23 protein-coding genes and 1 riboswitch are annotated in these 24,642 nt (G+C 69.7%); of the genes, 10 read left to right on the top strand and 13 right to left on the bottom strand.

Annotated features, from left to right (window positions below):
• Positions 1 to 58 precede the first annotated feature (58 nt).
• The 7 genes from PV679_RS00505 to clpS form a co-directional block, all read right to left on the bottom strand.
• Positions 59 to 853: an ABC transporter ATP-binding protein gene (locus tag PV679_RS00505; RefSeq protein ID WP_319678148.1), complete on the bottom strand. Its 795-nt coding sequence runs from the start codon at positions 851 to 853 to the stop codon at positions 59 to 61.
• Entirely contained in the window at positions 850 to 1,890 is a 1,041-nt protein-coding gene (locus PV679_RS00500; RefSeq protein ID WP_319678147.1) for an iron ABC transporter permease, read from the bottom strand. The genes PV679_RS00505 and PV679_RS00500 overlap by 4 nt, the downstream gene beginning before the upstream one ends.
• 6 nt (positions 1,891 to 1,896) lie before the next feature.
• Complete coding sequence (locus PV679_RS00495; RefSeq protein WP_319678496.1) at positions 1,897 to 2,898, bottom strand: ABC transporter substrate-binding protein; 1,002 nt, start codon at positions 2,896 to 2,898, stop codon at positions 1,897 to 1,899.
• 48 nt (positions 2,899 to 2,946) lie between these two features.
• Positions 2,947 to 3,079, bottom strand: a riboswitch (cobalamin riboswitch).
• Entirely contained in the window at positions 3,069 to 3,482 is a 414-nt protein-coding gene (locus PV679_RS00490; protein WP_319678146.1) for a M67 family metallopeptidase, read from the bottom strand. (Overlaps the previous riboswitch by 11 nt.)
• Positions 3,483 to 3,607: 125 nt before the next feature.
• Positions 3,608 to 5,089, bottom strand: coding sequence for an amino acid permease (locus tag PV679_RS00485; protein ID WP_319678145.1), 1,482 nt, complete (start codon positions 5,087 to 5,089; stop codon positions 3,608 to 3,610).
• A 325-nt stretch (positions 5,090 to 5,414) separates the two neighbouring features.
• Positions 5,415 to 5,993: a DUF2017 domain-containing protein gene (locus PV679_RS00480; protein WP_319678144.1), complete on the bottom strand. Its 579-nt coding sequence runs from the start codon at positions 5,991 to 5,993 to the stop codon at positions 5,415 to 5,417.
• Complete coding sequence (gene clpS, locus PV679_RS00475) at positions 5,993 to 6,298, bottom strand: ATP-dependent Clp protease adapter ClpS (RefSeq protein WP_319678143.1); 306 nt, start codon at positions 6,296 to 6,298, stop codon at positions 5,993 to 5,995. Before clpS ends, PV679_RS00480 begins: the two co-directional genes overlap by 1 nt.
• Before the next feature lie 314 nt (positions 6,299 to 6,612).
• Here clpS and PV679_RS00470 point away from each other — a divergent pair, with 314 nt between their 5' ends.
• Both PV679_RS00470 and PV679_RS00465 read left to right on the top strand, forming a co-directional pair.
• The gene (locus PV679_RS00470) at positions 6,613 to 7,866 is read left to right on the top strand and encodes a nicotinate phosphoribosyltransferase (RefSeq protein ID WP_416069635.1); all 1,254 of its coding nucleotides are present in this window, start codon (positions 6,613 to 6,615) and stop codon (positions 7,864 to 7,866) included.
• A 142-nt stretch (positions 7,867 to 8,008) separates the two neighbouring features.
• On the top strand, positions 8,009 to 8,602 hold the full coding sequence (locus tag PV679_RS00465) for an isochorismatase family protein (RefSeq protein WP_319678142.1): 594 nt from the start codon (positions 8,009 to 8,011) through the stop codon (positions 8,600 to 8,602).
• A gap of 24 nt (positions 8,603 to 8,626) precedes the next feature.
• Here PV679_RS00465 and PV679_RS00460 read toward each other — a convergent pair whose 3' ends face one another.
• Entirely contained in the window at positions 8,627 to 8,992 is a 366-nt protein-coding gene (locus tag PV679_RS00460; RefSeq protein WP_319678141.1) for a hypothetical protein, read from the bottom strand.
• Positions 8,993 to 9,116: 124 nt separating this feature from the next.
• Entirely contained in the window at positions 9,117 to 11,531 is a 2,415-nt protein-coding gene (locus PV679_RS00455) for an immune inhibitor A domain-containing protein (RefSeq protein ID WP_319678140.1), read from the bottom strand.
• 374 nt (positions 11,532 to 11,905) lie between these two features.
• Between PV679_RS00455 and PV679_RS00450 the strand changes: the two genes are divergently transcribed.
• The gene (locus PV679_RS00450) at positions 11,906 to 12,211 is read left to right on the top strand and encodes a hypothetical protein (RefSeq protein WP_319678139.1); all 306 of its coding nucleotides are present in this window, start codon (positions 11,906 to 11,908) and stop codon (positions 12,209 to 12,211) included.
• On the opposite strand, the gene PV679_RS00445 is transcribed toward PV679_RS00450, so the two are convergent.
• The gene (locus PV679_RS00445) at positions 12,197 to 12,907 is read right to left on the bottom strand and encodes an RDD family protein (RefSeq protein ID WP_319678138.1); all 711 of its coding nucleotides are present in this window, start codon (positions 12,905 to 12,907) and stop codon (positions 12,197 to 12,199) included. The genes PV679_RS00450 and PV679_RS00445 overlap by 15 nt on opposite strands.
• Before the next feature lie 192 nt (positions 12,908 to 13,099).
• Positions 13,100 to 14,575: an RDD family protein gene (locus PV679_RS00440; protein WP_319678137.1), complete on the bottom strand. Its 1,476-nt coding sequence runs from the start codon at positions 14,573 to 14,575 to the stop codon at positions 13,100 to 13,102.
• A 491-nt stretch (positions 14,576 to 15,066) separates the two neighbouring features.
• Here PV679_RS00440 and PV679_RS00435 point away from each other — a divergent pair, with 491 nt between their 5' ends.
• Positions 15,067 to 15,546, top strand: a complete 480-nt coding sequence (locus tag PV679_RS00435; RefSeq protein ID WP_319678136.1) for an SsgA family sporulation/cell division regulator — start codon at positions 15,067 to 15,069, stop codon at positions 15,544 to 15,546.
• A gap of 56 nt (positions 15,547 to 15,602) precedes the next feature.
• Here PV679_RS00435 and PV679_RS00430 read toward each other — a convergent pair whose 3' ends face one another.
• Positions 15,603 to 16,970, bottom strand: a complete 1,368-nt coding sequence (locus PV679_RS00430; RefSeq protein ID WP_319678135.1) for an FAD-binding oxidoreductase — start codon at positions 16,968 to 16,970, stop codon at positions 15,603 to 15,605.
• A gap of 106 nt (positions 16,971 to 17,076) precedes the next feature.
• Between PV679_RS00430 and PV679_RS00425 the strand changes: the two genes are divergently transcribed.
• Positions 17,077 to 18,627 carry a tetratricopeptide repeat protein gene (locus tag PV679_RS00425; protein ID WP_319678134.1) on the top strand — a complete coding sequence of 517 codons (1,551 nt, stop codon included), beginning with the start codon at positions 17,077 to 17,079 and terminating at the stop codon, positions 18,625 to 18,627.
• A 110-nt stretch (positions 18,628 to 18,737) separates the two neighbouring features.
• Here the strand turns inward: PV679_RS00425 and hppD are convergent, their stop codons facing one another.
• The gene (gene hppD, locus PV679_RS00420) at positions 18,738 to 19,877 is read right to left on the bottom strand and encodes a 4-hydroxyphenylpyruvate dioxygenase (RefSeq protein ID WP_319678494.1); all 1,140 of its coding nucleotides are present in this window, start codon (positions 19,875 to 19,877) and stop codon (positions 18,738 to 18,740) included.
• 258 nt (positions 19,878 to 20,135) lie between these two features.
• Here hppD and PV679_RS00415 point away from each other — a divergent pair, with 258 nt between their 5' ends.
• The 5 genes from PV679_RS00415 to PV679_RS00395 are packed head-to-tail and all read left to right on the top strand — an operon-like array spanning position 20,136 to position 24,463.
• On the top strand, positions 20,136 to 20,666 hold the full coding sequence (locus PV679_RS00415; protein WP_319678133.1) for an Lrp/AsnC family transcriptional regulator: 531 nt from the start codon (positions 20,136 to 20,138) through the stop codon (positions 20,664 to 20,666).
• Between the two features lie 15 nt (positions 20,667 to 20,681).
• On the top strand, positions 20,682 to 21,329 hold the full coding sequence (locus PV679_RS00410) for an ABC transporter permease (RefSeq protein ID WP_319678132.1): 648 nt from the start codon (positions 20,682 to 20,684) through the stop codon (positions 21,327 to 21,329).
• A complete protein-coding gene (locus tag PV679_RS00405) occupies positions 21,322 to 22,623 on the top strand; it encodes an ATP-binding cassette domain-containing protein (protein ID WP_416069624.1) in 1,302 nt (433 codons plus the stop codon). The genes PV679_RS00410 and PV679_RS00405 overlap by 8 nt, the downstream gene beginning before the upstream one ends.
• On the top strand, positions 22,620 to 23,456 hold the full coding sequence (locus PV679_RS00400; RefSeq protein ID WP_319678131.1) for an ABC transporter permease: 837 nt from the start codon (positions 22,620 to 22,622) through the stop codon (positions 23,454 to 23,456). Before PV679_RS00405 ends, PV679_RS00400 begins: the two co-directional genes overlap by 4 nt.
• Positions 23,456 to 24,463 (top strand): glycine betaine ABC transporter substrate-binding protein, encoded by a 1,008-nt coding sequence (locus PV679_RS00395; protein WP_416069623.1) that lies wholly within the window; start codon positions 23,456 to 23,458, stop codon positions 24,461 to 24,463. Before PV679_RS00400 ends, PV679_RS00395 begins: the two co-directional genes overlap by 1 nt.
• Positions 24,464 to 24,642: the final 179 nt, after the last annotated feature.

Genomic DNA, 24,642 nt, shown 5'->3' with positions numbered 1-24,642 from the left:
CGTATCGATTCCCGGTCCGCGGCCCCGCATGTGATCTCGCACGGCGGACGGCTGGTGTTCAGCAGGCGGACGGCGGCAGATAGACGATCGTGGTGGCGCCGGTCACCGGATGCGTGCTGACCTCGGCCTTCACTCCGTAGACGGTCTGGAGCAGCTCGGCGGTGAGGACCTCGCGCGGTGTGCCGGAGGCGACGATCCGGCCGGCCTGGAGGACATAGATCCGGTCGCAGTAGTAGGCGGCGAGATTCAGATCGTGCAGGGCCAGCAGATTGGTCGTTCCCGATCCTCTGACGAGGCTGAGTACGTCGAGCTGGTAGCGGATGTCGAGGTGGTTGGTCGGCTCGTCGAGGACGAGCAGGGACGGCCGCTGGACGAGTGCGCGGGCGACCAGCGCGCGCTGGCGTTCGCCGCCGGACAGCGACGGGAAGGCGCGTCCGGCGAGCGCGGCGATGCCGACGCGTTCGAGGGCCGCCGCGGCGAGGGCCTCGTCGGCGGCCGTGTCGGGCTCCCAGAAGCGTTTGTGCGGAGAGCGGCCCATCGCGACGACTTCCCGGACGGTCAGCTCGAAGTCCGTCCGGCCGTCCTGCGGGACGGTGGCGACGCGTCGCGCTCTCGCCTTGGGAGTCATGGTGTGCAGGTCGTCGCCGTCGAGCAGGGCACGGCCACGCGTGGGACGCAGTGTCCCGTACACACAGCGGAGCAGCGTGGTCTTGCCGCTGCCGTTGGGACCGACGAGGCCGACGGTCTCGCCGGGAGCGGCGGTCAGGTCGGCGCCGTCGACGAGACGGCGTCCGCCCGTCCCGTACGACAGGCCCTCGATCCGGAGCCTGGCCGCGGTGACCGGGCCGTTCATACGGGCGCTCCTTCCGGACGGCGGCGCATCAGCCACAGGAAGAACGGTCCGCCGGTGAGAGCGGTGAGCACGCCGACGGGGATGTCCTGCGGAGCGGCGACGGTACGGGCCGCGAGATCGGCGATCACCAGCACGACGGCTCCGCCCAGCGCCGCCACCGGCAGCAGGACGCGATGAGTCGCGCCGACGGCCATCCGCGCGGCGTGCGGCACAAGCAGTCCGATGAAGCCGACGGCGCCGCTGGTGGCCACCATCACGCCGGTGACCAGGGAGGCGAGTACGAAGACGGCGGCCCGGAAGCGCCCGGTGTCCAGTCCGAGGACGGTCGCGCCCTCCTCGCCCACCAGCAGCAGATCGAGCGGTCTGGCCAGTGCCATCAGCAGGCCGATCCCGGCGGTGAGGACGACGGCGGGCAGGATCAGCGTGGACCAGCGGGCGCTGCCGAGGCCGCCCAGCGTCCAGTAGAGCGCCTCCTGGAAGTGTTCCGGCCGCGCGGAGACGACCAGCACGAGCGTGGTGAGCGCCGAGAGGATGTACGAGACGGCGACTCCGGCGAGGACGAGCCGGCCACCGGTCATCGTGGAGCCGCGCCGGGCCAGCGCGTACACCAGCGCCAGCGCGACCAGCGAGCCGGCGAAGGCGGCGGCGGGCATGGCGACGGTGGTGGTCACTCCGCCGCCGATGCCAAGGACGAGGACCAGCACGGCGCCGGTGGAGGCTCCGGAGGAGATGCCGAGGAGAAACGGGTCGGCGAGCCGGTTGCGCACGAGCGCCTGGAGGACGGTGCCCACGACGGCCAGCCCGGCGCCGACGATCGCGCCGAGCAGCACCCTCGGCAGCCGTACGTCGAGCACGATGGTGCGGAACGGTCCCGGCTCCGCGCCGCCGGTGAGAGCGGTGATCACCTGACCGGGCGGGATCCGTACGGAGCCGAGGGCCAGGCCCGCCACGACGGCGGCCACGAGGGCCACGGCGAGGCAGGTCAGCAGCAGGGTGTAGCGGAGCCGCCCGTGGCCGGGCGGTGTCTCGCGGCTCACGGCGGCTTACTTCGCCGTCTCCGGGTGGAGCTGGGCGGCGAGCCGTCCGATGGCGTCCGGAGCGCGTACGCCGAGGACGACGTCGGAGAGCGGCATGACCGCGAACCGCTGGTTCCTGATCGCCGGTACGTCCTTGAGGACGGGATCGTCCAGCAGCCGCTTCTTCTTCTGCGCGACGGTGGTGGAGCCGTAGTCGTAGATGACGATGACCTCGGGCTTGCGGGCGACGACCTGCTCCCAGGTGGCGTCGCCGAAGGACTTGTCGAGGCCGGCGAAGACATTGCGGCCGCCGGCCCGTTCGATCAGTTCGTTGCCGATGCCCTTGCCGCCCGCGGTGAAGGCGGTCTTGTCACCGCTGTCGTAGACGAAGACGGAGAGCGGCTCGACGCCCTTCAGCCGTGTCCCGGTGGCGGCGACGGTGGTACGGGCCCGCGCGATCCACTTCTCGGCGCGGCCGGAGACGCCGAAGGTGCGTCCGGCCTCCTCGACCTCGCGGTAGACGTCGTCCATGGATGTCCGGCCCGGGACGCAGTTCTCCAGATTGAGCCGGGTGTTGATGCCGGAGGCCCTGAGGTCGTCGCGGCCACGGCCGTCCTTGGCGTCGAAGGCGCTGGCGTAGCCGCCGTAGACGAAGTCCGGGTTGGCGGCGAGCAGCTTCTCCTTGGAGGGATACTCCTTGGCGAGGACAGGGACGCCGCGGTACGCCTTCTCGTAGGCGGGCAGGATCCTGTCGTCCAGATAGGCGGTTCCGGCCAGCGACTTCTGGAGCCCGAGCGCCAGCATGATCTCCGTGACGTGCTGGTTCATGGTGACCACGCGCTTCGGCGGCGCCTGATAGGTGGTTTTCACGCCGCAGTTGGTGACGGTGTACGGAAAGCCGGGAGCGGCCTCGGCGGCTGCGGGCTTCCCGCCGTCCGCGTCCGTGGAGGCGCCGCACGCGGTGAGCGTGAGCGGCAGCAGTACGGCGGATATGAGGGCGGGCGCGAGCGCACGGCGGCGCCGGGACATGGCTGACACGACTGGGCCTCCTCCGGGGGATTTCCGCGTCCCCTGGCTGGTGGGAGAAGGGCGGCAGGTCAGTTCCTGGCTGCCAAGCTGGGCTTGGTCACAGTGGCGGGACCGCGCCGGTTTCGCACCGGCTTCCTGGGTCCTGCCGCCTCGGTTCGGCGCCCAGTGTGTCAGACGATCTCGACGTCCTCCTCGGTGACCTCGCCCTCAACGATCCGGTACGAGCGGAACTGGAAGGGGCCGGCCTCGTCGGTGTCGGCCGTGGAGACCAGCACGTAGTGGGCGCCCGGCTCGTTGGCGTAGCTGATGTCCGTACGGGACGGATAGGCCTCGGTCGCGGTGTGCGAGTGGTAGATGATCACCGGCTCTTCGTCGCGGTCGTCCATGTCCCGGTAGAGCTTCAGCAGGTCCGCCGAGTCGAACTCGTAGAAGGTGGGCGAGCGCGCGGCGTTCAGCATGGGGATGAAGCGCTCCGGCCGGCCGGTCCCGGCCGGTCCCGCGACCACGCCGCAGGCCTCGTCGGGATGGTCGGCTCGCGCGTGCGCGACGATCTGGTCGTGCAGGGCCTGGGTGATGGTGAGCATGGTGGAAATATAAACGGGCCGGACCGGCGGCCGACCGTACGGTGAGCGGGCCGGATGCCGACGGCGGTGCCTCGGACGGTGCGACGGCCCCCGGGAAGTGATCCGAGGGCCGTCGGAGCGCGCGGTCAGTCCCTGGCGGAGGCGTACTCCGGCGTGCCGCGCTCGGTGATCCGCGGATCGCGCCGCTTCAGGTACTGCCAGCCGGCCGCCAGGCCCAGCGCCCAGACCGCCGCCACATACAGACAGACCCGCGCGTCCTTGTCGTAGGCGATCAGACAGGTGACCAGGGCCAGGAAGGCCACCGCGACCCAGCTGAACACCGCGCCGCCCGGCGCGGGAAAGGACGAGGCCGGCAGCCGGCCCGCGTCCACGCCGCGGCGGTAGCGGATATGGCTGACCAGAATCATCATCCAGGTCCAGATACCGGCCGCGGTGGCCACCGAGGTGACATAGCCGAACGCCTTCTCCGGGACGACGTAGTTGAGGACCACGCCGATGCCCATCAGCGCGACGGAGACGGTGATGCCGAGCGCCGGTGTCTTCCGGGAGTTGAGCTTGCCGAAGGCCCTGGGCGCCTCGCTGTTGGCGGCGAGGTCGCGCAGCATCCGGCCGGTGGAGTACATCCCGGAGTTGCAGGAGGAGAGCGCGGCGGTCAGTACGACGAAGTTGACGATGCCCGCGGCGAGCGGAATGCCCATCTTCTCGAAGGCGTGCACGAACGGGCTGTTGCCGGCCGAGAACTCGGTCCACCTGACGACCGCGAGGATGACGGACAGCGCGCCGACATAGAAGACGATGATGCGCCAGGGCAGCGTGTTGATGGCCTTGGGCAGGGTCTTCTCCGGATTCTCGGACTCGCCCGCGGTGACGCCGACCAGTTCGACGGCGAGATAGGCGAACATGACGCCCTGGAGGGTCATCAGGCTGGAGCCGATGCCGTTCGGGAAGACGCCGCCGTGCGACCAGAGGTTGGCGGGCGCGGCGGTGTCACCGGCGTCGGAGAAGCCGAGAGTGAGCACTCCGAGACCGATCACGATCATGCCGATGATCGCGGTGACCTTGATCATCGAGAACCAGAACTCGACCTCGCCGAAGATCTTCACCGAGATCAGGTTGACGCCGAAGAGCACCACCAGGAAGACCAGCGCGCTGACCCACTGCGGGATCGGCGGAAACCAGAAGTGGATGTAGATCGCGGCGGCGGTCAGCTCCGCCATGCCGGTGACGACCCACATCAGCCAGTACGTCCAGCCCGTGGCGTAGCCGAAGAACGGGCCGAGGAACTCCCGGGCGTACTCCGCGAAGGAGCCCGAGACCGGCCGGTAGAGGAGCAGTTCGCCGAGCGCCCGCATGATGAAGAAGATCACGACGCCGGCGAGGGCGTACATGAGGATGATGCTGGGGCCGGCCTTGGCGATGTTCGCTCCGGCGCCCATGAACAGGCCGACGCCGATCGCGCCGCCAATGGCGATCATCTGGACCTGACGGCTGCCGAGCCCGCGCTCGTAGCCCTCTCCGGCCGCGCCGTCCGCGGCCGTCCCCTGTCCGGTCGAGGCACGTTCGGCGCCCTTGTCGCCGTACTCCTTGTCGACCTGCGCGGAGGTCATGGTGGTACGCCCTTTCTCCATGCCGGTCCGCGCCGTGCTCGGCGGTAGGACCAGTTCCCGGTTCCCCCCGGATATGGATGAAGTGCTACCGGCGGTGGCCGGCCTCAGCTCCCCCGGGGACAGGGGTGGAGTCCCCGGGGGATCGTGAAGATCTATCACGGCGGCAGGGCCCGGCCCCGGGCCGCGCTGTGGCGCAGCCCACAGGAAGAAGCGAACAAATTTCCCCGGGAACCGCAAACGCCGCCGCGCCGGTGACGGGATCGTTACGCCGAATTGAGGCTCGTTTGAGCGTACCGAGGAGGCCGCGCGGGCCGCCGCCAGGGCGTCACGGCATCAGCGTCTCGACCAGCGTCTCCTGCAACGCGCCGAGCCAGAGGTACGCCATCACCATCGGCTTGCGCGGGTCGGAGTCCGGCAGCCGGTACAGCTCGCCGCCCTCGTCCTCGTCCGTCACCTCAAGGCGCGTGCCGATGGTCAGCCGCAGATCGTTGAGGGCGCCGAGCCAGTGCAGACAGTCGTCGGGGCTCAGCTTGAGCACGGCGCCGCCCTCGCCGGCCGAGGCGAGCGCGTCCAGTGTGCGGACGACCGCCAGACCGTCCGCCCGCTTGCGGCCGCGCAGGTCGTTCTCCGTGAACCGCCTGAACTCCGAGGAGAATTCGCGTAGTTCGTCGTCCTCGTCGCCGTACGCGTCGGGAAAGAGCCGGGCCAGCGCGGGGTCGGCCGGCGGTTCTGTGGGGCCTTCGGCGAAGAGCGCGGCGAGCGGGTCCTCGCCCTGCGCGGGCTCGTCACCCGGCCCGATCAGCTCCAGGAGCTGGACGGCCAGCGAGCGCAGGATCGAGATCTCGACCTCGTCGAGCGCGACGGCCGCTCCGCCGCCCGGGATCGCCTCGAAGTTCCCGGCCATCAGCCGCGGTCCTGCGAGAGGGTCGCCCACAGTCCGAATCCGTGCATCGCCTGCACGTCGCGCTCCATCTCCTCGCGGCTGCCGCTGGAGACGACGGCGCGGCCCTTGTGGTGAACGTCGAGCATCAGTTTGTGTGCCTTGTCCTTCGAGTAGCCGAAATAGGTCTGAAAGACGTACGCCACATAACTCATGAGATTGACCGGGTCGTTGTGGACGATCGTCACCCAGGGCACATCGGGTTCGGGGACGGCGAAAGTCTCCTCGGCCGACTCGGGGCGTTCGATCTCAGTCGGAGCAACACTCACGGTTCGGGACGACCTTCTTCTCTGCCGGGGCGTACCGGTCTGCCGGGGGGGTCTGCCGAGGCCCCGGGGCTCCAAGGCTCCGGGCTTCAGGGCCTCACGAGGTCCATGCTGCCACCCGGAAGGGCCTGTCGCACAAACGGCCACTTAGAAATCGTCAATGTGACGAGATTGGAGGTAGCATCCCTCGTATGAACACTCCGGACCCTGCGCTGCCCGACGACGACGGGCGCGAAACGCCTCCGCGGCAGGATGGTGTCGGGCGACGGGTGGGCGTGCCGTCCACCGCGCTCTTCACCGACCAGTACGAGCTGACCATGCTCCAGGCGGCCCTGCGGGCCGGCACGGCCGAGCGCCGCTCCGTCTTCGAGGTCTTCACCCGGCGGCTGCCGGAGGGACGCCGTTACGGCGTGGTGGCGGGCACCGGCCGCGTCCTGGACGCCGTGGAGAACTTCCGCTTCGACGCCGACGTGCTGACCTTTCTCCGGGAGCGCGAGATCGTCGACGAGGCGACACTCGCCTGGCTGGCCTCCTACCGCTTCAGCGGGGACATCTGGGGCTATCCGGAGGGCGAGGTGTACTTCCCCGGCTCGCCGATCCTGCGCGTCGAGGGCTCCTTCGCGGAGTGCGTGCTGCTGGAGACCGTGATCCTGTCGATCCTCAACCATGACTCGGCCATCGCCGCCGCGGCCTCCCGGATGGCGGCGGCGGCGGGCGGACGCGGACTGATCGAGATGGGAGCGCGCCGTACGCACGAGCTGTCGGCGGTCGCCGCGGCCCGCGCCGCGTACATCGGCGGCTTCGACACCACCTCGGACCTGGCGGCCGGGTTCCGCTACGGCATTCCGACGGTGGGGACGAGCGCGCACGCCTTCACTCTGGTGCACGACAGAGAGCGCGACGCCTTCCAGGCGCAGGTCGACTCGCTCGGCCGCGGGACGACGCTGCTGGTCGACACGTACGACGTGGCCGAGGCCGTGCGGACCGCCGTGGACATCGCCGGCCCCGGCCTCGGAGCGGTCCGTATCGACTCCGGCGATCTGCTGCTGGTCGCGCACCGCGTCCGTCAGCAGCTCGACGAGCTGGGCGCGGTCAACACCAGGATCGTGGTGACCTCGGACCTGGACGAGTACGCGATCGCCTCGCTGGCGGCCGCGCCGGTGGACGCGTACGGCGTCGGTACGCAGCTCGTCACCGGCAGCGGGAACCCGACATGCTCCATGGTCTACAAGATCGTCGCGCGGGCGCGGTCCACGGATCCGAGGGCTCCGCTGGAGCCGGTCGCGAAGAAGTCGCTCGGCGGGAAGACCTCGATCGGCGGCCGCAAGTGGGCGGCGCGGCGGCTGGACGCGGACGGGTACGCCGAGGCCGAGGTGATCGGCACGGGTCCGGTACCGCCGGAGCTGCTCGACCGGCAGCTCCTGGCGCAGCTCGTGAAGGGCGGCGACGTCGTCGCGCGCGAGCCGCTGGACGCCGTGCGCGACCGGCACATCGCGGCGCGTGCCGGGCTGCCGATGTCCGCGATACAGCTCTCGCGGGGCGAGCCCGTGATTCCGACCGAGTACGTCTGAGGGCCGTCCCGTAGTCCCAGCCGAGGGGTATCCGTGCTGTGCCCCTCGCCCGGGACGGCCGGAGTCTCTACGCTCAGGCCCGCCCCGGATGACGCCCGCCCGCACCACCCGTCATCGCCCGCACTCACCGAAGGACAACCGCATGCACCGCGCACTGATCGTCGTCGACGTCCAGAACGACTTCTGCGAGGGCGGCAGCCTCGCGGTGGCGGGAGGCGCGGACGTCGCGGCCGCGATCACCGATCTGATCGGCCAGGCGTCGGCGGGCTACCGGCATGTGGTCGCCACGCGTGACCACCACATCGACCCGGGCGGCCACTTCGCTCCGTCCCCGGCCGTCCCTGACTATGTGCACACCTGGCCGCCGCACTGTGTCGCCGGTACGGAGGGTGTGGGCTTCCATCCCAATTTCGCTCCGGCCGTCGCCTCCGGAGCGGTCCAGGCGGTCTTCAGCAAGGGCGCGTACTCGGCGGCGTACAGCGGCTTCGAGGGCGTCGACGAGAACGGCGTACCGCTCGGTGACTGGCTGCGGCAGCGCCATGTCACCGAGGTCGATGTGGTCGGCATCGCGACGGACGTCTGTGTCCGCGTGACGGCGCTCGACGCGGTCCGTCAGGGCTTCACCACCCATGTGCTGCTCGACCTGACGGCCGGAGTGTCGGTGGAGACCACGAACCGCGCCCTGGAGGAGCTGCGCGGAGCGGGTGTCGTACTGACCGGCAAGCCGGTCGTCTGACACCGACGAGCGCACCAACTCCGCTCACCGAGCCCCTGGCGGCCCCACCGGACGCCTCGCGGACCCCTCCAGTATCCCAGCCCTCATCTGTGGCCGCAGCAGCGCTCGGATCGGCTGCCAGAGCTGGTCCAGGCACTCCGGCGTGGTGCGCCAGAGCAGCCCGTCCGGATGGTGCAGCACCGCGGTGATCTCGTCCGGTGTCGGAGGCTCCGCGTTGCCGCGGAGATACACCGCCCGCAGGCCCAGATTCCGCAGCCTGGTCAGCGCGCGGGCGCGGTTCGCCGCATACACCAGGACACGCACCGTGCCGCCTTCCGAGGCCGGGCTCGGCAGGGTCAGTGCCACCACCACTCTGCCGTTCGGGAGCTTGCTGAAGCCTCCACCTGCCATGTCCCTCATCTCCCCCGTGAGACGTCATGTCAATAAGAGATCCGTAGGACGCACCTAAACACGATCGGCCGCCGCCCGCTAGAGGGCGACGGCCGATCATGTTTTGAGCTGGGATTACTCGTGGTTACCTACCGGAGGGACCCACGTGCACCGTCAGCGTCTGGCCGTCGAGCGGCTGACCGATGATGGTGATCTTGGTGTTGGTGTCAGGAACCTTGACACTTCCCTGCGGGTTGTCCTTGCTCCAGTACGTGCCCTTGCGGTCGTCGAAGGCGGGCGCGCCGAGCTGCGCCGGGACGCGCGTCGCCTTGTCGGCCTTGTGCAGCGTCAGGCCCTTCGTCGGCCACCAGGAGAACGTCGAGTCGTACGCCTGGATCCGGTTGCGCATGACCGTGCCGTCCGACCACTTCAGGGTCTTGGCATGCGCGTCCACCGGCAGGATCAGGCCCTCGCCCGGGTGCACGCTGGTGTTGTTGTCCTTCTGCGAGGTGTCCCACAGCCAGACCAGCAGACCGTTCTGGTACGGGAAGTGCTCGACCTTGTCGTCCTTCGGCGCCGTGAAGCCGAAGTTGTACGGGCCGACCTCAAGGGTCTTGTCGTACGAGACGTACTGGCGGTTCTCGGCGATGTAGTACTGCGCGTACTCCTGGGTGAAGGACTCACCGATGCGCGAGAAGCCCTTCGAGGTCCAGCCCGCGTCGTCGCCCTCGGCGTTGTCGGTGAACAGCGGCGCGCCGTCGGCGTTCACGCTGATCGCGTCCGCGGCGAAGCCCTTGCCGCCCGCGCCGCCGTCCGTCTGGTAACGGAAGCGGAGGTCGACCTTCTTGCCCGCGTAGGCGTCCAGCGGGTAGGCGAGCTTCTTGTACGCGCCCGAGACACCGGTCAGCGCCGGCTTGTCGGCGGCGTCGCGAGTGATCGCCGCGCCGTCGGCCGTACCTTCGAGCGGCGTCCAGTTGGCGCCGCCGTCCGTCGACACCTCGGCGTACAGGTAGTCGTAGTCGGCCTCGATGTCCCACCAGCCCTGGAGCTCCAGCGCCGCCGTGGACTTGCCGGTCAGGTCGACCGAACGGGTCAGGGTGTTCTTGAGGTCGTCACCCATGTCGCTCCACCACTGCTTGGAGCCCTCGGCGGGCTTCACGACGGTGGTGGTGCTGGTCTTCGCCGGCAGGTCGACGATGAGCGCCTGCGGGTTCTTGGTGTTGTAGGCGGAGACACCCAGCTTGTGCGTGGAGTTCTTCGCCGCCTTGCCCTTGGCGTAGTTGAGCCAGCCGAGCTGCAGCTTGTCCCAGGCGGACATGTCGCCCGGCAGGTCGCCGATCTCGTTCTTGCCGGTGCCGAGCCAGGAACCGGACGACATCAGGTCCCAGAACGCCGTGGAGTTCTCGCCGCCCGCGGTGTCGTAGTTGTCCGGCAGACCCAGGTCGTGGCCGTACTCGTGGGCGAAGACACCCAGGCCGCCGTTCTCCGGCTGCATGGTGTAGTCGCCGACCCAGATGCCGGTGTCGCCGATCTGCGTGCCGCCGGACTTGTTGTTGGCCGGTCCGGTGCTGCCCGCGTCGGTGCCGTACGCGTACCAGCGGTGCGCCCACAGGGCGTTCTCGCCCTCGACGCCGCCGCCGGCCGACTCGTCCTCGCCCGCGTGGACGATCTGGAAGTGGTCGATGTAGCCGTCGGGCTCGTTGAAGTCGCCGTCGCCGTCGAAGTCGTAACGGTCCCACTGGTCGTAGAGCGCCAGGTCCGCCTTGATCTCGGCGTCCGTCTTGCCCTGGGCCTTCTGGTCCGCGGCCCAGGCGGTGACGCCGTCGCGGACCGTGTCCCAGACGTTGGCGCAGTTGGAGCTGCCGCAGTAGTTCGAGCCGTAACGGGCCTCGTTGTACGGGACCTTGACCCAGTCCGAGACCTCGCCCTCGACCGAGTAGCGCCCGGAGGACGTCTTCTCGTAGTAGGTCTTCAGCGAGTTCTTCTCCTGGCCCTTCCGGTCCTTGCCCTCGCCGAAGTAGAGGTCCTGGAAGTGCTGCTGGTTGTAGTCGGCCTGCCAGGCGGTGGAGTTGTCCACCTTCCGGTCGGGCTCGGCTATCTCGTTGTGCTGCGGGCCGGGCTCGCCGCCGTACTTCAGGACGGGCGGCTGCGGTCCGGTGGCACCGTCCGGGTCGTAGGTCGTCGTGCTGTCGACCTGGTCGCCGAACTCGACAAGGATGGTGAAGATCTTGTCGGTCTTCTCGCGGCCCAGCTCGACGTACTTCTTGTTGCCGAGCTTCACGACCTGCGAGGCGCCACGCTTCTCCAGCTTGGCGTCACCGGAGATGACCTGCTGGAGCGCCGCGTCGCGCTGCTGTGCCTGCTGCTTGCTGAACGGGCCTTCCAGGTCATGTTCGACCTGGCCCTTCTGGGGCGCCGGGTCACGGCGCTCGATGCCGGAGGGGCCGGATCCGGGGTTGTCCTCGGCCTGTGCCGTGGTGAAGGCGGAGGCAGTCGCGGCGGTCGCGGCCAGGGCCACGATCACCGCGGACATTCTTCTCGCCCGTCGATTGCTGCTCACTTGATGCTTTTCCTCCCCGGCGCACGCGGTCCGCGGACCGCGAGATGGGGATCCGCGCGCGCATGCGCGTCATAAGTGACGACATTCGACCGGAGTTGAAGGAGAAAAGACAGCCCTTGACTTGTGCCGGTCAACTGCATTATGCGAAGGACCTCCTCCGGTATCCGGACGTGGAGAAAATCGGACAACGGGCGCACATTTTCAGCCGGTTGTTAACGTGAATGATTCAATGCGCCCCCTGTGCACCGGCACCGTGGGTCAGGACTCGCTTACTGCCCGTTCCGCACGGGCATCCACCCTCGTAGAGTCGCTTGACAGTGAGACCTACGTGCGAGACACCCCCAACGCCCATGCTCCGAGGGACGGATACCGCCATGCCGCGTCCGACTTCCGCACAGCTCGCCTACGGTTGCGCCACCGTCGTCTGTTCGACCCTCGCGATGCTGCTGCTCTCCCGCACCACCACGGGCATCGGTGTCGCGGTGATCGGAATGGCGGCGCTCGCTCTGGGTCTTCTGGTCGCGCTGACCGTGCCGCGTCCCGGCAGGACCGGGACAGCGCGCGCGATCCGCGCCGACCGGTCCGGCGCGTCCGGTGAAGCCACTGAGTCCCGGGGACCCGCCGCGCGCAGTCACGCCGGCGCCGAGGCCCGGGTCGGCCAGCACTCATTGCGCCGCTGACACGACGACGGTCCTGGCGGCCTTGTCGTGCAAGCCCTGCTTGTACGGCCGGCTGACCAGGATCGACACGATGAGGATGATCCACCAGAGGACGGTGCAGCAGACCAGCGCCGGCACCCAGAGCACCACCGCGCGCAGCAACGAGGCACCGGTGTCCGGGATCGCGCCGTTGTTCAGCATCGCGACCCGCAGCCTCATCCAGCGCTTGCCGACGGTCTGTCCGTACTTCTTCGTCATCAGGGTGTCGTAGCCGACATAGGCGACGACCGAGATGAGCGACCAGAGCCACTGCGTGCCCGTATTCACCTGATCGGTGAAATCGATCCATCCGCCGCCGCCGTTCGCCGACGAGTCCCAGCTTCCGGCGAGCAGCGACAGGATCGCCAACGGGATGAAGATGATCAGAGCGTCGGCCACCCGCGCGGTGAACCGCTTGCCGAAGGGCGCGAGCGGCGGCATCCCGGCGAAGGGATCGGCGCCGCCGTACTGGTTCCCGCCGTAGGCGTTGCCGTCGCCCGGAGGAGGGCCGTCGCCGCCGCCGTACGGAGAGCCGTACGGCGAGCCCGGCGAGGAGCCGTAGGGCGAGCCGTCCGAGCCCGCGGGACCCGAGCCCTCGGACGGCGGCGGCTGACGCGGCTTCTTGAGGAACGGGTCGTCCTCGGGCGGCTCGCCGGGCGGCGGCTGGTCGTTGCTCATGGGGGCAGTGCACCGCGCCGGGCCGGAAGCCGCAACGGCTCACCGGCCGTTCGGGGGAACGGCCCCGGTCGGCGGAGCGCCGTTGCGCCGTCCGGTGGTCCCGCCGGACGGCCGAAGGACCGTCCGGCCGTCCTCCGGCCGTTCTCGACCGGCCCTCAGGTCCGCCCGGAGCGGGCCTCGACCGGCCGGTCCTCAGCCCGCGACGAAGGTACGGGCCGCCTTGTCGTGCCAGCACTGCCGCCACGGCCGGTCGATCAGGCACCACAGCACATTGAGGACGCCCACCACCAGCACGCCCAGCACGCTGTAGACCAGCCAGCGGCGCAGCGCGGCGCCGAAGGCCGGAGCCTCGTGCGACTCGATGTCCCGCACCTCAAGACCGAGCAGTCTCTTGCCCAGCGTGCGGCCCCACTTGGCGGTCGGCAGCGCCTCGTACAGCACTCCGACGACAAGCAGTGCCGCGAGGACACCGGCGAGACAGCCCGCCGTCGTCCCGTCCAGCAGCCAGACGGTGACCGTCTCACCCGTCTGCTTCGCCGCCTCGACCTTCTCGTCGATGTGGGTGCGGGCCCTGGAGACGAGCGGGACGGCGACGGCGCCGACGATCGCGCCCAGGACAAGGCTGTCGATGAGCCGCGCCACGAGCCGCTTGCCGAGACCGGCCGGCCTGGCCGCCGCCTGGGCCCGCGCGGCTCGCAGGAACGGGTCGTCGACCGGCGGCTTCCAGGGCACGACGGGCGGCTCGGCCCCGGCGGACGGCAGCGGCCGGGCGAGCGGGTGCGCCTGCTGGGCCCAGGACGCGGCGCCGCCGCCGGCGCCGGAGCTGACGGGCGTACGCGATCCGGCCTGGCCGGACGGCGGCGGGGACTGCGCGGGCACGGTGCCCACGCCGGGACCGCCCGGGGTCACGGCCCGGATCGCCATGGTGCCGTCGGCCTGTCCCGTACGGCTCTCCTCGGCGTCGGCGTCGGCGTCCGCGTCGGCGTCCTTGGCGCGCCGGGCGGCACGCAGGGCGCGGATGGCCATGGTGCTGTCGACGGACGGCTGGGCGCCGTCGCGCGGGTCCGGCGGCCGGCTCGTACCGGCGGCGTCCTGGCCGGTGTCCTGGCGGTCCGTGCCGGAGCCGGGCCGCCGGCCGGGCCTGACGCCGCGTCGCATGGCGCGGATCGCGACCGTGCCGTCGGTGAGCGGCCCGGCGTCGTCGGCGCCTGGTCCCAGCGCGCGTACACCGGGCAGCGCGCCGCCGGTCGGATCGCCCGGCGTGGGCGCGGGAATGTCCCGGGCCGCGCCGGAGGGCGGGGACGCCGGGTCGGGCACACGAGGGTCCTGGCCGGCCGTCGCTCCCCAGGAGACGCGGTGGTCGCGCTCGCCGCCGAAGCCGGTCTGGCGCGAGACGTCGGCCTGCCATACGGACGCCGGTTCCTGCCGGGAATCGCCGGGCGGCTCCTCGTCGAGGAAGACCGGTCCCGTCTCCTCGACGGCGGCCGGTGCCGGGGCGCCCGGTGCCCGTCCGCCGCCCGGAGACGCCTCGCCGTCGGCGGGCGCGGGCCGGCTTGTGCCGGGCACCCAGGCGGCGCCGTTCCAGTACCGGACATATCCAGGGATGGACGGGTCTGGATAGAACCCTTCCCGGGGTACGTTCCCGCCGTCGCCAGGAGGAGTAGCCACTGACCCCAACTCCGTTCACTCACCGCACGTTTGACTTGTCCCGGCCGTCCAGCGTCGATGATTCCCCGAGCGCGCGGTCGAAGGAAGCGCGGCCGGGTCACGGTGCTGGACATATCCACGGGCTATGCGTCGTACGTCCCGCAGCGACCGGGCGCGTACCTCCGCTTGTCCAAGGGAGACATTAACGAAGAACACAGGACCCGGAAGAAGACAACCGACAGAATGACCGCATTGGAGCGGCTTGCCGAGGATGCCGAGGCGAAGCATAGGGCTGTGGGGGTGAGATTTTTTCGCCCGCACATGCGAAGAGTCGGTCACCTGTGCCCACCGCCGCGCCGGGCCGCCGCCGTCCTCTCTCCTCCGGGCCCGCGTCGTGCGGAGCCGTCGTCAGAAGTCGTTGCCGGAAGTCGCGTCATGAATGGCGGTCCTGGGCCTCTCGTCTGACAGGGCCCCAACCGCCGGGCCCCTCGCCAGGAAAGGAAGTGCCACTCATGCACACCGTGGTGGAACGCGAGCTGGAGCTGAATCTGGTGCTGTCGCCCGAGCGCGGCATCCCCGTCCCGGCCCGGCTGACCTACCGCACGGACGATCCGTACGCCGTGCACATCACCTTCCATATCGGCTCGGCCAACGCGGTCGACTGGACCTTCGCCCGGGAGCTGCTGATCGAGGGGCTGTTCAGGCCGTGCGGCACCGGCGATGTCCGGATCTGGCCCACGAAGATCGACGGGCGCGGTGTCCTCTGTGTGACGCTCTCCTCGCCGGACGGCGACGCGCTGCTGGAGGCGCCCTGCGCCGCGGTGTTCGCCTGGGCGGAGCAGACGCTGCGGATCGTGCCCCCGGGCACGGAGGCGGGACGGCTCCGCATCGACGAGGAACTGGCCGCGCTGCTGGCGCCGGCTCCGGTCGACGATCCCTGGCTCGGAGGCCCGTGGCCGTCGGACGAGTCCACCGACGACGGTGAGGTGTAGGGCCTTTCTCGCGGATCGGACCGGAGGCCCGGCGGACGCTCAGCCGATCGTGCCATTCAGAAGATCTTGCCGGGGTTGAGCAGGCCGAGCGGGTCGAAGGTCTGTTTGATGCCGCGCTGCAACTCCATTCCCACCGGGCCCAGCTCGCGCGACAGCCACTCCCGTTTCAGCACACCGACGCCGTGTTCGCCGGTGATCGTGCCGCCCAGCTCCAGACCGAGCGCCATGATCTCGTCGAAGGACTCGCGGGCCCGCCGGGATTCGTCGGGATCCGTCGCGTCGAAGCAGACGGTGGGATGGGTGTTGCCGTCTCCGGCGTGGGCGCAGACGCCGATCGTCAGTCCGTACTTCTCGCCGACGCGCTCCACGCCTTCGAGCATGTCGCCGAGCCGGGAGCGCGGTACGCACACGTCGTCGACCATCGTGGTGCCCTTGACGGCCTCCAGCGCGGTGAGCGCCAACCGGCGTGCGTGGAGCAGCAGTTCGGACTCGGCCGCGTCGTCGGCGAGGACCACCTCGGTGGCGCCGGCCGCCTCGCACAGCAGGCCGACGGCGGCCAGGTCGGCTGCCGGGTCCGGAGTGTCGAAGGCCGCCAGCAGCAGTGCCTCGGTCGTGTCGGGCAGGCCCATGTTCGCCATCGCGTTGACGGCACGCACGGTCGTACGGTCCATGAGTTCGAGGAGCGACGGCGTGTGCCCGCGCTCCATGACGCGGCAGACGGCGTCGCAGGCGGCGGCCGCGGAGCCGAACTCGGCGGCCAGGACGAGCTGCTGAGGCGGCTGTGGCTTGAGCGCGAGGACCGCCTTGACGACGATGCCGAGAGTGCCTTCGGAACCCACGAAGAGACGGGTCAGGTCATAGCCGGCGACACCCTTGGCGGTGCGGCGGCCGGTGGTGAGCAGCCGGCCGTCGGCGAGGACGACGTCCAGGCCGAGGACGTACTCCGCGGTGACTCCGTACTTGACGCAGCACAGACCGCCGGACGCGGTGCCGATGTTTCCGCCGATGGTGCACATCTCCCAGCTCGACGGGTCCGGCGGATAGCTGAGACCCCGCTCACCGACCGCGCGGGAGAGCGTGGCGTTGATGACGCCGGGCTCGACCACCGCGATCCGGTCGACCGGGTTGATCTCCAGGATCCGGTTCATCTTCGTCAGGGACAGCACGATGCAGCCGTCCGAGGCGTTCGCGGCGCCCGACAGTCCCGTACGGGCACCCTGCGGGACGACGGGAACACGCAGCGCGGTCGCGGTCCGCATCACATGCTGGACCTGCTCGACCGAACGCGGCAGCACGACGACCGCGGGCGTGCCCGCCGCGCAGAAGCTCGCCATGTCGTGGGCGTAGGAGGCCGTCACGTCCGGATCGGTGATCAGGGCTTCGGCGGGGAGCCCGGTCCGTAGCTGTTCGAGGAGATCGTCCATGATCCCAGACTCGCACTCGGGGCCATCGGTGTGAACCCGTCTGCGAGCCAGGAACCACAACCGGGTGTGTTCTTACTATTGACGCACAGTAACCATTATGAACGCCATGAAGACAGAACAGGGCAGTCAGGTCAAGAAGGCGGCGCTGGCGGCCGGAGTGGGCGCTGTGCTGGTCGGGTGCGCTCTGATGTTCGTCCCGGACAAGGACCAGGGCCCACCCGCGGGCCCGAAGGAGCGGGCGATGGCCGCGGTGGGCGCGGGCGCGCCGGCCTCGCTCGTGGATCTGACCGAACTCATCCGTGACCGGGAGAGCTGGTTGCGCAAGCATCCCAAGGACGAGGAGTCCTGGGCGGTACTCGGCTCCGCGTATGTGCAGCGCGGCATCCGCGCCGCGGATTCGGCTTACTACCCCAAGGCCGACCAGGCGCTCCAGCAGTCGCTGGCGGTGCTGCCGGCCGAGCGCGGAAACCTGGAGGCGCTGGTCGGGATGGCCACACTCGCCAACGCGCGGCACGACTTCGCCGCCGCCAAGGAGTGGGGCGAGACGGTGGTGCGACAGAACCCCACGATGTGGACGGCGTATCCGGTGCTGATCGACGCGTACAACGGGCTCGGAGACTACGCGGCGGCCCGGAAGGCCGTGCACAAGCTGAACAAGCTGCGGCCGGGCACGCCGGTGCTGACGCGCACCGCCGCCGTCTACCGCGACCGCGGCTGGCGTGAGGACGCGGTCGTGAAGGCGACGGAGGCGTCGACGCGCGCCGGATCTGCCGTGGAGCGGGCGCAGGCGCTGCACACGCTGGGCGAGCTGGCCTGGGAGCGTGGCGAGCCGCAGGAGGCGCTGCGCCACTACGACTCGGCGCTGGTGGCGACGCACGACCAGCCCACCTCGCTCGTCGGCCGGGCGCGGGCGCTGGCCGCGCTGGGCCGGACGGACGAGGCGTACCAGGACTACCAGACGGCGCTGGAGAAGCTGCCGCTGCCCGAATACGCCCTGGAACTCGGTGAGCTGAGCGAGTCGATGGGCCTGGACGGAGACGCGAAGACCCAGTACGCGGCGCTGGCCGAGCGGGCCGAGCGGGCGCAGAGCGACGGAGTGAACCAGGAGCTGGTGCTCGCCCGGTTCGAGGCCGACCACGCCGATCCGCAGGCGGCGGTCCTGCGGATGAGGACGGAGTGGGAGCGCGGCCATCGGAGCATGGATGTCGCGGACGCGCTGGGATGGGCGCTGTACCGGGCGGGAGAGGGCGAGAAGGCGCTGAAGTTCGCGAAGAAGGCGACGGACCAGAGCCCGGGAAGCGCGCTGTTCCTCTACCACCTCGGAGAGATCGAGCGCTCGCTGGAGATGTACGGTCCGGCCCGCCGCCATATCGGTGAGGCGCTGCGCGCCAATCCGTACTTCTCACCGTTGATGGCGCCGAAGGCCCGGGAGGCGCTGGACGCGCTGGGTGAGCCGTCCGGCGGCGGGCCGAGGGACATGTACGGCAGCGGCGGAGGAGAGACCGGATCCGGGCCGGGCTCCGGGACCGTACCGTCCGGGAAGCCGGTGCCGCGGCATCCGCTGGCCCCGGCCAAGAAGGCGGACCCGGTGCTTCCGGGCGCACCGGCCAAGCACGCGCAGGCGGCTCAGGCGCCAGGAGCCCTCGTCCGGGAATGAGCGGTGCTCCGAGCGGGCCGCGGCATGGAACGGCCCGCTCGGATGTGGTGCGGCCCCCACGGGTCAGTTTCCGTGGGGGCCGCGTGCGATCCGCGAGTCAGGCCCGCGCGTCAGAGATTGCCGCGCTTCTCCTGCTCACGCTCGATCGCCTCGAAGAGCGCCTTGAAGTTGCCCTTGCCGAAGCCCATGGAACCGTGCCGTTCGATCATTTCGAAGAAGACCGTCGGGCGGTCCTGGACGGGCTTGGTGAAGATCTGCAGCAGATAGCCGTCCTCGTCGCGGTCGACCAGGATCTTCAGCTCGCGCAGCGTCTCGACCGGCACCCGGGTCTCGCCGGCCCACTCGCCGAGGGTGTCGTAGTACGAGTCGGGCGTGTCGAGGAACCGCACACCGGCGTCCCGCATCGCCCGTACGGAACCGACGATGTCGTTCGTGGCGAGCGCGATGTGCTGGACACCGGCCCCGCCGTAGAACTCCAGATACTCGTCGATCTGCGACTTCTTCTTGGCGATCGCGGGCTCGTTGATCGGGAACTTCACCTTGAGGGTGCCGTCCGCGACGACCTTCGACATGAGCGCGGAGTACTCGGTGGCGATGTCGTCGCCCACGAACTCCTTCATATTGGTGAAGCCCATGACGTTGTTGTAGAAGCCGACCCACTCGTTCATCCTGCCGAGCTCGACATTGCCCACGCAGTGGTCGATGGCCTGGAAGGTGCGCTTCGCGGCGGGCTCGACGATCGGCCGCGCGGCGCTGAAGCCCGGCAGATAGGGGCCGTCGTAGCCGGAGCGCTCGACCAGGGTGTGCCGGGTCTCGCCGTAGGTGGCGATGGCGGCGAGCACGACCGTGCCGTGCTCGTCCTTGATCTCGTAGGGCTCCTGGACGGAGCGGGCGCCGTGCTCGACGGCGTAGGCGTACGCGGCACGCGCGTCCGGCACCTCGATCGCGAGGTCGACGACACCGTCGCCGTGCTCGGCGACATGCTCGGTGAGGAAGCGGCCCCATGCGGAGGACGGCTTGATCACGGAGGTGAACACAAAGCGGGCGGCGCCATTGGTGAGGACGTAACTGGCGGTCTCGCGGCTGCCGTTCTCCGGTCCGGAATAGGCGACGAGCTTCATGCCGAAGGCCGTGGAGTAGTAGTGCGCGGCCTGCTTGGCGTTGCCCACGGCGAAGACCACCGCGTCCATGCCCTTGACCGGGAAGGGATCGGCCTCACGGGCGGTCTCGGGAGCGGAGTCGATGTTCATCGAGGTGTCAGCGTTCATCGAGGTGTCAGCCATGCGCTCAGCGTCTCGCCGTTCCACAAGGTGCGCAACAGTTCACGAATTTGCTGGGCATCCTGCACAGCGGATGGCGAGAATGACAGGACTATGTGCACAGGATGACCAAGGCGTCACCCGGCTGAGCCAACCGGACGGGCCGGGCCGGGCGGAGCAGCACGATCAGGCCCGTGCGTCAGGCCCGTGCGTCAGGCCCGTGCGTCAGGCCCATGAGGAGGGCGGTCCATGTCCATCGACGGACTCGACGGCAGGCTGATCGTGCTGCTGGCACAGGAGCCCAGGATCGGAGTGCTGGAGGCGTCGCGCAGGCTCGGAGTGGCGCGCGGGACGGTGCAGGCGCGGCTCGACCGGCTTCAATCGAATGGAGTCATCCGGGGATTCGGCCCGGCCGTCGATCCGGCCGCTCTCGGCTATCCGGTGACGGCTTTCGCCACGCTGGAGATCAAGCAGGGACAAGGCGTCGACGTACGGGCGCACTTGGCGACCGTGCCGGAAGTGCTGGAGCTGCACACCACCACGGGCCAGGGCGACATGCTCTGCCGGCTTGTCGCACGCTCCAACGCCGATCTTCAGCGGGTCATCGACCGCGTTGTCGGTTTTGATGGCATTGTGCGGGCTTCTACGGCGATCGTCATGGAGAACCCCGTACCACTGCGGATCATCCCGCTGGTGGAACAGGCCGCGGCCGACTCCGACGGCGGTCCCGGCCGGGAGTCCGACCGGGAGTCCGACCGGGAGCGATCCACGCGGTACTGAATCGAGGGGACGCGTGTGAGCTTCTGGGAGTATCTCGGCAGTCAGCACCAGCAGTTGCTCACGGACGCGTTCCAGCATGTCAGCGCCGTCTTCCAGTGCATGGTGATCGCCACCGCGCTCGGCGTCCTCATCGGTGTCGTCACCTGTCGCAGTCCCTGGGCGGGAAATCTGGCGATCCTCTCCACCGCCTCGCTGCTGACCATTCCCTCGCTGGCCGCGATCGGTCTGCTGATCCCGCTGGTCGGCCTCGGAGTGGCGCCCACGGTGATCACGCTGACGCTCTACGGGCTGCTTCCCGTCGTGCGCAACTCCGTCGTCGGGCTGCGCGGCGTGGATCCGGCCCTCATCGACGCGGCGAACGGCATCGGGATGTCGCGGTCGGCCCGGATGCTCAGAGTGGAACTGCCGCTCGCCTGGCCGCCGATCCTCACCGGTATCAGGGTCTCCACGCAGATGCTGATGGGCATCGCCGCGGTCGCCGCGTACGCCTCCGGGCCGGGGCTCGGCAATGAGATCTTCCGCGGCATCGCCTCACTGGGCAGCGCCAACGCGCTCAACCAGGTGCTGGCGGGCACGCTCGGCGTTGTCGTCCTCGCGCTGCTCTTCGATGCCGCGTACCTCCTGCTCGGCCGGCTGACGATCCCGAGGAGCATCCGTGCCTGAGACACCTGAGGCGCACGGGACACCTGAGGCGCACGGCAGCCATGGGCCGGCCGGGACCGGACAGCGGGCCGGCTCTCCGGCCGCCTCCGGCGCCGGTATCCGGCTGGAGGGACTCACCAAACGCTATCCGGGCCAGGCCCTGCCCGCCGTGGACCATGTCAACCTGGAGATCAGACCCGGTGAGACGGTGATCCTGGTGGGCCCGTCGGGCTGCGGCAAGTCGACCACGCTCAGGATGATCAACCGGCTGATCGAGCCGACGTCCGGGCGGATCAGGATCGGCGACGAGGACGTCACCGGCATCGACCCGGTGCGGCTGCGCCGCAGAATCGGTTACGCCATCCAGTCCTCCGGCCTCTTCCCGCACATGACGGTCGCGGAGAACATCGCGCTCGTGCCCAGGATGACCGGCTGGTCCAGGGCCCGTGTGAAGGACCGGGTCGAGGAGATGCTCGAACTGGTGGGCCTCGATCCGCGCGAGTTCCACGGCCGCTATCCGCGCGGGCTCTCCGGCGGACAGCAGCAGCGCGTCGGCGTCGCCCGCGCGCTCGCCGCCGATCCACCGGTGCTGCTGATGGACGAACCGTTCGGCGCCGTCGACCCCATCACCCGCGGCCATCTCCAGGACGAACTGATCAGGCTTCAGCACGAGCTGCGCAAGACGATCGTCTTCGTCACTCATGACTTCGACGAGGCGATCAAGCTCGGCGACCGGATCGCGGTGCTGCGCGAGCACTCGCACATCGCGCAGTTCGACACCCCGGAGGCGATCCTCACCAATCCGGCCGACGACTTCGTCTCGGGCTTCGTCGGAGCCGGAGCGGCCCTGAAGCGGCTCCATCTGACGCGCGTACGGGAGGTCGGGATGGCCGCGTTCCCGACCGTGACCGTCGAGGACCCGCTCCAGTCGGTCTTCGACACGCTCAGCACGGGACCGCACAACGAGCTGCTGATGCTGGACCGCGGGAACCGGCCGTACAAATGGCTGCGGCGCGGCGATCTGATGCGCGCCAAGGGATCGCTGGCCAGGGCCGGCCAGTTGGTGCGCTCCACCGTCACCAAGGACGCGACGCTGCGGGACGCGCTGGAGGCGGTGCTCGTCGACAGCGCCGGGCGGGTCGCGGTGACGGGACGGCGCGGCGAGTATCTCGGCGTCGTCGACATGGAGACCCTGATGAACTCCGTGCACGAGATGCTGGAGGCCGACCGGCTGGCCGCCTTGGAGCACCAGCACGACCAGGCGGAAGCGAGCTCTCCACGGACGGAGCGGAAGCCGGGCGGCGCCGGCGTATGAGCTCTTCGACGCGGCCGGACCGCCCGCCCGGCGAACGCGACGGCGGCGGCCCGGCCTCCCGGGACGAGGAGGCGCCGCCACCGCCCGCGCCACGGCAGCGGCTGATCACCTGGCGGAAGCTGGTGACCGTACCGGCCGTGGTCGTCCTCGTCCTGCTGGCGGCCTATCTGTGGATCAGCGGCATCCGACTGGACTCGATCGCCAGGAACTCCCTCTCCGGCGGCAATGTGCCGCTGCGGCTGTGGCAGCACGTCCAGCTCACCGCGATCTCCACCTTCTGGGTGCTGATCATCGCGATCCCGCTGGGTGTCGCGCTGACCAGGCCCGGGCTGAGCAGGGCCGCGACACCGGTCACCGCGCTGGCCAACGCCGGCCAGGCGGCGCCCGCGATCGGACTGCTGGCGCTGCTGGTGATCTGGCTGGGCATCGGCCCTTCGACGGCGATCACCGGCATGGTGATCTACGCGGTGCTGCCTGTGCTGGCCAATACGGTGGCCGGTCTGCGGGCCATCGACCCGGAGCTGGTGGAGGCGTCGCGCGGCATCGGCATGTCGGCGACCGGCACGCTCACCAAGGTCGAACTGCCGCTGGGCGTACCGCTGATCCTGGCCGGTGTACGGACCGCGCTGGTGCTCAACGTCGGTACGGCGACGCTCGCGACCTTCGGCGGTGGCGGTGGTCTCGGCGACCTCATCAGCTCGGGCATCCAGACCCAGCGGATGCCGGTCCTGGTCATCGGCTCGGTACTGACCGTGGCGCTGGCGCTGATGGTCGACTGGCTGGCCTCCCTGGTCGAGCTGATCCTCACTCCGCGCGGACTGGAGGAGGGCTGATGCGGGACGGGCACGCGAGGCGTCGCGTACGAGGAGTCGCGTCGGCGGCCGTGGCGCTGCTGATCGGCGTGGCGGGCCTCGCCGGGTGCGGTCTGAAGAGCGGCTCGCCGATGGTGGACGACGTGGTGCCGGGCCGGCTGGGCATCGGACGGCCGCTGAAGGGCGCGTCGCTGACGGTCACTTCGAAGAACTTCAGCGAGAACATCATCCTCGGCGAGATGATCGGCCTGATCTTCAAGGCGGCCGGCGCGGAGGTGCTGGACCGGACGAATCTGCCCGGCTCGATCAACGCGCGAGAGGCGATCGTCAAGGGAAACGCCGACGCGATGTACGAGTACACCGGTACCGCCTGGATCACCTATCTGGGCAAGGAGAAGCCGGTCACCGATCCGCGCCGGCAGTGGCAGGCGGTACGGGACGCGGATGTGGCCAACGGCGTCACCTGGCTGCCGAGGTCGACGCTGAACAACACCTACTCGCTCGCGATCAGCCGGGCCGACAACAGGAAGTACCGGCTCAGAACGCTCTCCGACGTGGCCGCGCTGACGAGGCGGGACCCGTCGGCGGTGACGCTCTGCGTCGACAACGAGTTCGCCTCCCGCGACGACGGACTGACCGGCATGGCGAAGGCGTACGGCATGAAGCTGCGCGCCGCCAACATCAAGAAGGTGGACGCCGGGATCGTCTACACGCAGGTCTCGAAGGGCAGCGCCTGTCTGCTGGGCGATGTGTACACGACCGACGGCCGGATCAAGGCGCTGCGGCTGGACACGCTCGTCGACGACAGGCACTTCTTTCCCGTCTACGACGCGGCGCCGGAGCTGCATACGGCGACGTACGCGAAGTACCCGGTCATCGCCAAGCTGCTGGATCCGCTCTCGAAGCGGCTGAACACGCCGGTGGCGCGGGAGCTGAACGCGCAGGTGGATGTGGCGGGACGGGAACCGCACGAGGTGGCGAAGAAATGGCTGATCAAGGAGGGGTTCATCAAGGAGGGCCGGGAGTGACGCCATAGGTGTGCGGCCATGGGTGTGCGGCCACGTGTCCGTCGCTGTGAGCCTGTCGCAAAGGTCTTGTTGCAAATAAAAGGTTGCAACGGACTCTTTGCAACTCTGGTAGTGGCCCGGCTCGCCTGACCGCCGCCGGAGGCCGTCGGCGGCGTCAGCGGCTTGGCGTCAGCAGCTCG

The sequence above is a fragment of the Streptomyces sp. AK02-01A genome (assembly GCF_033795305.1).
GTDB lineage: Bacteria > Actinomycetota > Actinomycetes > Streptomycetales > Streptomycetaceae > Streptomyces.
This window is presented reverse-complemented; position numbering and strand designations above follow the sequence as displayed.

Excerpts from the sequence above, each read along its gene's own strand:
- PV679_RS00445 (WP_319678138.1), bottom strand. The coding sequence starts at position 12,907 with ATGAGCAACGACCAGCCGCCGCCCGGCGAGCCGCCCGAGGACGACCCG.
- PV679_RS00460 (WP_319678141.1), bottom strand. The coding sequence starts at position 8,992 with ATGGCAGGTGGAGGCTTCAGCAAGCTCCCGAACGGCAGAGTGGTGGTG.
- PV679_RS00470 (WP_416069635.1), top strand. The coding sequence starts at position 6,613 with ATGCTCCAGGCGGCCCTGCGGGCCGGCACGGCCGAGCGCCGCTCCGTC.
- PV679_RS00400 (WP_319678131.1), top strand. The coding sequence starts at position 22,620 with ATGAGCTCTTCGACGCGGCCGGACCGCCCGCCCGGCGAACGCGACGGC.
- PV679_RS00450 (WP_319678139.1), top strand. The coding sequence starts at position 11,906 with ATGCCGCGTCCGACTTCCGCACAGCTCGCCTACGGTTGCGCCACCGTC.
- PV679_RS00490 (WP_319678146.1), bottom strand. The coding sequence starts at position 3,482 with ATGCTCACCATCACCCAGGCCCTGCACGACCAGATCGTCGCGCACGCG.
- PV679_RS00495 (WP_319678496.1), bottom strand. The coding sequence starts at position 2,898 with ATGTCCCGGCGCCGCCGTGCGCTCGCGCCCGCCCTCATATCCGCCGTA.
- PV679_RS00430 (WP_319678135.1), bottom strand. The coding sequence starts at position 16,970 with ATGGACGATCTCCTCGAACAGCTACGGACCGGGCTCCCCGCCGAAGCC.
- PV679_RS00505 (WP_319678148.1), bottom strand. The coding sequence starts at position 853 with ATGAACGGCCCGGTCACCGCGGCCAGGCTCCGGATCGAGGGCCTGTCG.
- hppD (WP_319678494.1), bottom strand. The coding sequence starts at position 19,877 with ATGAACATCGACTCCGCTCCCGAGACCGCCCGTGAGGCCGATCCCTTC.
- PV679_RS00480 (WP_319678144.1), bottom strand. The coding sequence starts at position 5,993 with ATGGCCGGGAACTTCGAGGCGATCCCGGGCGGCGGAGCGGCCGTCGCG.
- PV679_RS00415 (WP_319678133.1), top strand. The coding sequence starts at position 20,136 with ATGTCCATCGACGGACTCGACGGCAGGCTGATCGTGCTGCTGGCACAG.
- PV679_RS00465 (WP_319678142.1), top strand. The coding sequence starts at position 8,009 with ATGCACCGCGCACTGATCGTCGTCGACGTCCAGAACGACTTCTGCGAG.
- PV679_RS00395 (WP_416069623.1), top strand. The coding sequence starts at position 23,456 with ATGCGGGACGGGCACGCGAGGCGTCGCGTACGAGGAGTCGCGTCGGCG.
- PV679_RS00435 (WP_319678136.1), top strand. The coding sequence starts at position 15,067 with ATGCACACCGTGGTGGAACGCGAGCTGGAGCTGAATCTGGTGCTGTCG.
- PV679_RS00485 (WP_319678145.1), bottom strand. The coding sequence starts at position 5,089 with ATGACCTCCGCGCAGGTCGACAAGGAGTACGGCGACAAGGGCGCCGAA.
- PV679_RS00425 (WP_319678134.1), top strand. The coding sequence starts at position 17,077 with ATGAAGACAGAACAGGGCAGTCAGGTCAAGAAGGCGGCGCTGGCGGCC.